The 6250-nt window shown below is 49.6% G+C and carries 11 protein-coding genes; 5 read left to right on the top strand and 6 right to left on the bottom strand.

The window, feature by feature from the left end; all coding sequences use genetic code 11:
* The 4 genes from BOW51_RS06490 to BOW51_RS06475 all read right to left on the bottom strand — a co-directional run.
* Nucleotides 1-278 (bottom strand): hydrogenase subunit MbhD domain-containing protein (locus BOW51_RS06490; RefSeq protein WP_245828567.1); only part of this gene is annotated, 278 nt, incomplete at its 3' end.
* 8 nt (nt 279-286) lie between these two features.
* Nucleotides 287-616, bottom strand: coding sequence for a monovalent cation/H(+) antiporter subunit G (mnhG, locus tag BOW51_RS06485; protein ID WP_078476986.1), 330 nt, complete (start codon nt 614-616; stop codon nt 287-289).
* On the bottom strand, nt 616-894 hold the full coding sequence (locus tag BOW51_RS06480; RefSeq protein WP_078476985.1) for an MrpF/PhaF family protein: 279 nt from the start codon (nt 892-894) through the stop codon (nt 616-618). Before BOW51_RS06480 ends, mnhG begins: the two co-directional genes overlap by 1 nt.
* A 2-nt stretch (nt 895-896) precedes the next feature.
* Complete coding sequence (locus tag BOW51_RS06475) at nt 897-1373, bottom strand: Na+/H+ antiporter subunit E (protein ID WP_078476984.1); 477 nt, start codon at nt 1371-1373, stop codon at nt 897-899.
* Nucleotides 1374-1619: 246 nt separating this feature from the next.
* On the opposite strand from BOW51_RS06475, the gene adk reads away from it, so the two are divergent.
* Nucleotides 1620-2252: an adenylate kinase gene (gene adk / locus BOW51_RS06470; RefSeq protein ID WP_078476983.1), complete on the top strand. Its 633-nt coding sequence runs from the start codon at nt 1620-1622 to the stop codon at nt 2250-2252.
* Nucleotides 2253-2341: 89 nt separating this feature from the next.
* Here the strand turns inward: adk and BOW51_RS06465 are convergent, their stop codons facing one another.
* Both BOW51_RS06465 and BOW51_RS06460 read right to left on the bottom strand, forming a co-directional pair.
* Entirely contained in the window at nt 2342-2656 is a 315-nt protein-coding gene (locus tag BOW51_RS06465; protein ID WP_135568108.1) for a hypothetical protein, read from the bottom strand.
* Between the two features lie 21 nt (nt 2657-2677).
* A complete protein-coding gene (locus BOW51_RS06460; RefSeq protein ID WP_078476981.1) occupies nt 2678-3202 on the bottom strand; it encodes a cytochrome b/b6 domain-containing protein in 525 nt (174 codons plus the stop codon).
* A gap of 759 nt (nt 3203-3961) precedes the next feature.
* Here BOW51_RS06460 and narL point away from each other — a divergent pair.
* The 4 genes from narL to BOW51_RS06440 all read left to right on the top strand — a co-directional run.
* Nucleotides 3962-4633, top strand: a complete 672-nt coding sequence (gene narL / locus BOW51_RS06455) for a two-component system response regulator NarL (protein ID WP_078476979.1) — start codon at nt 3962-3964, stop codon at nt 4631-4633.
* 218 nt (nt 4634-4851) lie between these two features.
* Nucleotides 4852-5373, top strand: coding sequence for a ferredoxin-type protein NapF (gene napF, locus BOW51_RS06450; RefSeq protein WP_078476978.1), 522 nt, complete (start codon nt 4852-4854; stop codon nt 5371-5373).
* Entirely contained in the window at nt 5370-5606 is a 237-nt protein-coding gene (locus tag BOW51_RS06445; RefSeq protein ID WP_167367255.1) for a chaperone NapD, read from the top strand. Before napF ends, BOW51_RS06445 begins: the two co-directional genes overlap by 4 nt.
* Before the next feature lie 28 nt (nt 5607-5634).
* A partial coding sequence (locus tag BOW51_RS06440; RefSeq protein WP_153039629.1) for a molybdopterin-dependent oxidoreductase occupies nt 5635-6250 on the top strand: 616 nt, incomplete at its 3' end.

The raw sequence follows: 6250 nt of genomic DNA, 5'->3' as shown, positions 1-6250 counted from the left end.
GTCACGCCTGTCAGAACTACCACGATGATCGGTATTAATGTGCGCCGCCGTCTTGGTTCACGCCGTCGTTTGCCTGTAAGGCTCAGTGTCGCCAGCATCAGCACGGTTGAAATGCCCGCACCGACAGCAGCTTCGGTAAAGGCGACATCGACTGCATCCATGACAACGAATATGATCGCGGTGATGAGACTGTACATGCCAGCCAGCATGATAATCGCGACCAGATCTCTCATGTGGATAACCGCAAATGCAATTACAACCAGGAAGGCCAGCAGCATGTAGGTGATCACGTGTTCGATGATGCACCTCCATCCTCTTTCAACAGTGGTTTCAGTTGGCCGTGCAGGGCTGACTTGGCCAGTGCATGGGTTGAGGTCGGGCTGGTCAGAAGGATAAAAAGTGTGATGAGTACCAGCTTGACGGTCACCAGGCTAAGGCCGGCCTGGACTGAGAGGCCGATCAGGATTGCGGCAGCGCCGAAAGTATCGGTAATGCCAGCAGCATGCAGGCGTGTGTAAAAATCAGGGAATCGCATCAGTCCGAAACTACCGACAATAACCGCAAAGCCGCCACTGAGAAGAAAGAACCAGCTGAGAATATCTGTAACCAGTTGCATTATTCCGGCTCCTCCGTGTTTTCATCGCCGAGAGTGCCATATTCGAAAAACTTCAGAACCGCGATAGTGCCGATGAAGTTGATCAGTGCATAGACAAGCGCGATGTCGAGGAAGTCCGGCCGTCCGGCGAGGAATCCGACGACTGCAATAGCCAGAACCGTTTTGGTGCCAAAGCTGTTGAGTGCGAGGATGCGGTCATAGACTGTCGGTCCGAGCAGCATGCGCAGCAGTGTGAGTAGCATGGCAACGGAAACGGCAACCAGTGCGGCAGTGAACATCTTCAGCACTCTCCCACAACACAAGAAACACGACGATCCATCTCACCTGTCATCAAATCATCGGCGGTCTCCTTGTCAATTGCGTGAACCAGGATTTCATCACCATCGACACTCATTGAAACGGTACCGGGCGTCAAGGTGATCGAGTTTGCATAGATGGTTTTGCCCAGATCTCCAGGCTGGCTTGTTTTGACTGTAATCAGGTTTGGGCTTATGGGCATTTTCGGATCAAGGATCATCCTGGCAACGGCGATGTTTGTCTTGACCATTTCCCACACCAGCCACGGGAAATAGGTAACCATGCGTAGAGGATATTTGACGCGCTGCCCATCTTTATCGACAACATCCATGCGATGGTCGATATAGAGTGTCACGAGAATGGAGGCAAGTCCTAGCGACAGCAGCAACGGATTGGTATGGCCAGAGAGCAGGAGCCAGATGACAACCAGGGTGATAAACAGGCTGATTATTCCTTTCACTGGTCTCCCTGCTTGCTTGAATTTATGTAATTTATGACCTTGTCAGCCATGATTATTCACGTTTTTTTATCATTTATTTCGTTGCGTTGTATGTTGCAATGCTTTTCACCGAAAGGCAAGATCAGTCGCAACAAATGTTGCGCTGCCCAATAAGTGGTATAAATTCCCCGATTCGGGGTGTCAATGGGGAGAAATCACAAAACTGTGGCACACTTGTCTGGTTAAATCGACTGAAGGAGTCATTGAATGAGAGTTATACTTTTAGGCGGCCCTGGTGCCGGTAAGGGCACACAGGCCAATTACATCAAGGAAAAATACAACATTCCTCAAATTTCAACTGGCGATATGCTGCGTGCACACGTCAAGGCCGGCACCGAGCTTGGTGCAGCTGCAAAGAAAATTATGGATGAAGGCGGTCTGGTTTCTGACGATATCATTATGGGTATGGTCAAAGAGCGCATCACCGAAGACGATTGTGCAAACGGTTACCTGTTCGACGGTTTCCCACGCACCATTCCACAAGCTGAAGCGCTGAAAGCAGCTGGCGTCAGCGTTGACGCGGTTGTCGAGATCGACGTGCCTGATGAAGAAATCGTCAAGCGTATGTCTGGTCGTCGCGTACACCTGGCTTCTGGTCGTACTTACCACGTTATCTACAACCCGCCAAAGGTTGAAGGCAAGGATGACGAGACTGGTGAAGACCTGATCCAGCGTGACGATGATTCGGAAGCAACAGTCAAGGAGCGTCTGAAGATCTATCATGACCAGACTGAACCCCTGATCGCTTTCTATTCAAATGAAGATCTCAACTACGTCAAGATCAACGGTGTTGGCGGTGTTGACGAGATTCGTGACCAGATCTTCAACGGTCTCGGTTAATCTCGAACCTGTAGTATCCGGCGCGTTTTTGTGCCGAAACAAAAAAGCCGGCTATTCAGCCGGCGTTTTTGTCTCTTTCATCTACAATCCTATAAGCTCAAATCCACAGCAAAGAACAGCATGCCCAGCAACAGAAGCAGGCCCAGGGCGACCATGGACAGACCAAAGCCAAAAAAGGCGATTTGTACTGCTCGGGGTGGCTGGGTAACGATGCGTTCCTCGAGTCTGCCCTCGGCCCGCATACGCTCGATCCAGGCAGGGTGTTCCTTCTCCAGTGCCTCTAGCTCTGCAGCACCGTGGAATATGTGGGCGTTTAACGGAAAGGCACTGGGTCGGTAGCTCTCGATGAAAAAGTGGACGACGAAGATATGGGCCATGGCCAATATCGCTTCAATCTTGTGCACCCAACGGGCCACGTTCATCATCTAGCCAGGCAATACTGAAGTGGTCAGCACTGAATCGAACATCACCAGTCCGGTCGTCCCCACGATAAGCAATCCCCACCAAACTGCCCAGTAATCGAACTTCTGCCACCAGGACCATCGGTCAAATACCGGGTGTTCCCTGCGTCCAAACAGCCAGGCCATATGCTGATGTACGGCTTTGAAGTCGCTCCAGGTCCAGACCAGGCTGTCCGGGCCGCTGAGATAAGCTCGCTTCCCGACCAGTGCTGAACGAACCAGGTAGACAACGTGGGCGGTAAAAACGGTCATGAGGAACAGACCAAACAGGCGGTGTAACCATACTGCGCCATCGCCCCCGCCAAAGGGCCATGCCAAGGTTTCTCCCAGTCCTGTTTCGATGTACATCCAGGCCACACCGGTTCCCGATAATGCCATGAAGCTGATAACAAGGACCGTGTGCATCCACCGTTCGCTGCGGGTAAAACGTTCTATCAGTACTCTTTTCCCGGGTCTGTTGTGACCAGGGTCGCTTTTCGTGAACGACATAGCTGCCCATGCCGGGACCTGCTCCTTCGTGGCACTTGGCACACACCTTTTCGTGGCGATGCTCGGCGAAAGCCGCCGCCTTGGGATTATGTATACCTGCGACCGGTTTGGAGATATGGCAGTCCCGGCAGACCAGGGTAGTGCGGGCGTAATGCAGATTGTTCTGTTGTCCCTCGTGACAACTGAGACAGTAGCGTGCGTGGTAGAACGACTTTACCTCTTCGTGTACGTCTGATTTGCTCGAGTTTCGGCGCACAGGGCCGTGTCCGGGGCCGATGACGTCCAACCAGCTGTTATTCGTTTTTTGCGAAGGGATAAACAGCTCGGGATCGTTCGGATCCTCAAAGCCGCTTTGAGCCCACACCGGGGAAGAAATCACGATGACCAGACACAGGAGAGACAAGAGCCCTGCGAAATTGCAGCGAATGAAATGGCGACCGTTTTTGAGAAGCAAAGACATACCTGTTCGATCCTTTACATGCCCGGAGATATTTTTGATCCATTCATTTTACCGACGTGGGTCATTAACTTAACCACGTCACTGATTATCATTGTGCCTATTGTATTTGTTAGAATAACCAAGTATTAAGTGTCTTTATTATTTTCCGATAAGCCCGTGTGATCTGTCTCTGTCATTATGGGCTGTCCATTACGGAAGAGCGTTGCCATTCACTGAATGGCAACCTTGAAACAGCTCCTTCCCATTCCGAAGGAACAGCAGTAATACTGACTTTTTCCATTCAAACTTAGGTTGATAGAGTGAAACAGGACGAAACACATTTAGTTGTCAGTATTGATGACCATCCTTTGTACCGTAAAGGAATAGCTGATCTTCTCGATATGGATGAGAACCTGCAAATGATTGGAGAGGCTGCTGACGGTATCCAGGGGCTGGAGTTGGTCATGCAGACGAATCCCGATATTGTGTTACTGGATATCGACATGAAAGGTACCAATGGCATAGATACCCTGAAAGCGATCAAATACTCAAATATTGAAACACTCGTCTTGATGCTGACCGTCTCCGATAATGAAGATGATATTGTCGCTGCGTTGCGCAGTGGTGCAGACGGATATCTTCTCAAAGATATGGAGCCTGAAGATATGCTGGGATCAATTCATGAAGCGATCGACGGAAAAATAGCCATCAGTGATCAACTGACACAGATGCTGGTTTATGCACTTCGTTCCGATGAAAACAACATTGACGACCTGGCCTCGGCAGGCCTCACCAACCGTGAGTTAGAGATCCTGAAACATATTGCCAAAGGCGAGAGTAACAAGGTCATTGCGGCCAACCTCGATATTTCTGCAGCTACCGTAAAAGTCCATGTTAAACATATCTTGAAGAAGTTAAATTTACGCTCGCGGGTAGAGGCTGCAGTTTGGCTGCTTAATTTAACTGATGCAGATCAATTAAAGCATAAATAATTTGGCGAATAAGTAGCTATATTAGAAAACAATAACCCGTTAATATTCAATTAAAACAATAACTTAAATCTCTCTCTACCACCTTTGTGGTACACTTTTCTTACCCCCTATTTGGTAACGCCTTTTCTTTTCCTATGCGCTATTAATAGCCTGTCGTCAGCTAATGGAATGCCTGGATTCAGGTATTTTGACTATTGCAAGAGGTCTGATTTTTCTCGATGAACAGGATGCAGTTTCTTCGTGGCAACAAGACAGCATTTCGCCCACCCTGGGCGATTGATGATGCGCAGTTTGCAGAGCTTTGCAGCCGCTGCTCAGACTGCCTGTCTGCCTGTAAGGAACAGATCATTGAAAAAGGCCGTGGCGGCTTCCCACAAATCAATTTCCAACAGGGTGAATGCATTTTCTGTGGCGACTGTGTTGAACAGTGTCAAACCGGTGCCCTGCAGAAAAACAGATTCGAGGCCGATAAAGCACCCTGGATGCTCAAAGTGCAGGTCTCAGAAAAATGTCTGAACTTTACAGGCGTTGACTGCCGCAGTTGTGGTGACCGTTGTGTCGAACGAGCGATACGGTTTCGACCACAGGTAGGTGGAAAACAGAAGTTACAACTGGATTATGAATTATGTACCGGATGCGGTGCTTGCGTTGCCCCATGTCCAGTACAAGCTATCAATTTAATCTCCGTTTCCGAAAGCCGGTCAACGGAACAGGGCTCACTATTAGAGGTATATGCATGAATATATGCGGAATACTGGTTCACGCACAACCGACGAATTTTGATGCAGTCAGGGAGCGCCTGCTGTCAGTGAATGGCATTGAAGTACATGGCATGAGTGATGAAGGTCGTGTTGTCATCACCCTTGAAGAAGATGACGAAAATGCAATGGCCGATGCATTGCACAAGGTACAAACACTTGAAGGCGTCATTTCTGCATCAATGATTTATCACCATAACGAAGACGAAGTTTAAGAGGCTATCTTCTTAGGAGAAAGAGACGATGAAACAAACAAGGCGAGAATTTATCAAGAACAACGCAATCGCTACTACTGCAGCAGTTGCGGGTATCACGATACCTGGTGTCAAAGAAGCCGTTGCCGCTGAAGGCGATGACGGCATCCGCTGGGACAAGGCCGCTTGTCGATACTGTGGTACTGGTTGTAGCGTATTGATGGGGGTTAAAGACGGTAAAGTGGTTGCCTCTCAGGGCGACCCGGATGCACCGGTTAACCGTGGTTTGAACTGTATCAAGGGTTACTTCCTGCCGAAGATTCTTTACGGAAAGGATCGTCTGACCCAGCCATTGCTGCGTAAAACCGATGGCAAATACGACAAGAATGGCAAATTCGAAGCTGTATCCTGGGAAGAAGCTTTCCAGACCATGGCGGATAAATGGATTCAGGCACGCAAAAAAGGCCCGAAAGGCATCGGCATGTTTGGCTCCGGCCAGTGGACTGTATGGGAAGGCTATGCTGCCTCGAAACTGCTCAAGGCCGGCTTCCGCTCCAACAGCCTTGAACCCAACGCCCGTCACTGTATGGCTTCAGCGGTAGGCGCTTTCATGCGCGGGTTTGGTATCGACGAACCCATGGGTTGCTATGACGACCTGGAACACG

The organism is Solemya elarraichensis gill symbiont, assembly GCF_002021095.1.
In the GTDB taxonomy this organism is placed as follows: Bacteria; Pseudomonadota; Gammaproteobacteria; order Chromatiales; family Chromatiaceae.
This window is presented reverse-complemented; position numbering and strand designations above follow the sequence as displayed.